Raw genomic sequence first — 1,086 nt, forward strand, 5'->3', positions numbered from 1 at the left:
AGACCAAGACAAGGCTCATCGAAGCCATTCGGGAGGATGACATGACCACAGTGACCCGCCGATCGATCCTGCGCGGCGCCGCCGCCGCCGGAGCTGCCTTGCCGCTGATCTCCGCCCCCCTCGTCGCCCGCGCGGCCGAGATCGAGCTGAAATACGGAAACAACCTGCCGTTGAGCCATCCGCTCAACATCCGTGCGCAGGAGGCGGCCGACCGGATCGCCAAGGAGACGAACGGGCGCGTCGAGGTGAAGATCTTCCCGAACAACCAGCTTGGCGGCGATACCGACATGCTGAGCCAGGTGCGCAACGGCGGCATCACGTTCTTCACCCCCTCGGCGCTCGTCATCGCGACGCTGGTGCCGGTGGCTGCGATCAACGCCGTGGGCTTCGCCTTCTCCGATTACGATCAGGTCTGGAAGGCCATGGACGGGCCGGTCGGCGCCCATGTCCGCGAGGCGATCTCGAAGGTGAACCTGTTTGCCTTCGAGAAGATGTGGGACAACGGCTTCCGCCAGATGACCACGTCGGGGCGCCCGATCGAGGCCGCCAAGGACATGTCCGGCCTCAAGATTCGCGTGCCGGTGAGCCCGCTCTCGATCTCGATGTTCAAGGCGCTCGATGCGGCGCCCGCCAGCCTCCAGTTCTCGGAGGTCTATTCGTCGCTGCAGACCAAGATCGTCGACGCGCAGGAGAACCCCCTGCCGATCATCCAGGTCGCCAAGCTCTACGAGGTGCAGAAGAGCTGCGCCGTTTCCAACCACATCTGGGACGGGTTCTGGTTCGTCGCCAACGGGCGCGCCTGGCGCGGGCTGCCGGCCGACGTGCAGAAGATCGTGGCGTCCGCCATCAACGATGCAGGCGTCGCGCAGCGCGGCGACATCAAGAAGCTCAACGAGACGGTGCAGGCCGATCTGCAGGCGAAGGGCCTGGCCTTCAACAAGACCGATCCGGATTCCTTCCGGGCGAAGCTGCGCGATGCCGGCTTCTACAAGGAGTGGCAGGAGCGCTTCGGCAAGGAGGCCTGGGGCCTGCTCGAAGGGTCCGTCGGCAAGCTCGCCTGACGGCGGCGGCGCCAGGATCGGGAGG

At 65.8% G+C, this 1,086-nt stretch carries 1 protein-coding gene; it reads left to right on the top strand.

Annotation, left to right across the window (positions count from 1 at the left end; translation table 11 throughout):
- Window positions 1-41: 41 nt before the first annotated feature.
- Window positions 42-1,061, top strand: coding sequence for a TRAP transporter substrate-binding protein (locus ACIPIA_RS16855; protein ID WP_400511138.1), 1,020 nt, complete (start codon window positions 42-44; stop codon window positions 1,059-1,061).
- The last annotated feature ends 25 nt before the right edge of the window (window positions 1,062-1,086 follow it).

The organism is Allobosea sp. CER48 (assembly GCF_044752385.1).
In the GTDB taxonomy this organism is placed as follows: domain Bacteria; phylum Pseudomonadota; class Alphaproteobacteria; order Rhizobiales; family Beijerinckiaceae; genus Allobosea.

Coding starts and splice junctions, on each gene's coding strand:
- ACIPIA_RS16855 (WP_400511138.1), top strand. CDS start 42: ATGACCACAGTGACCCGCCGATCGATCCTGCGCGGCGCCGCCGCCGCC.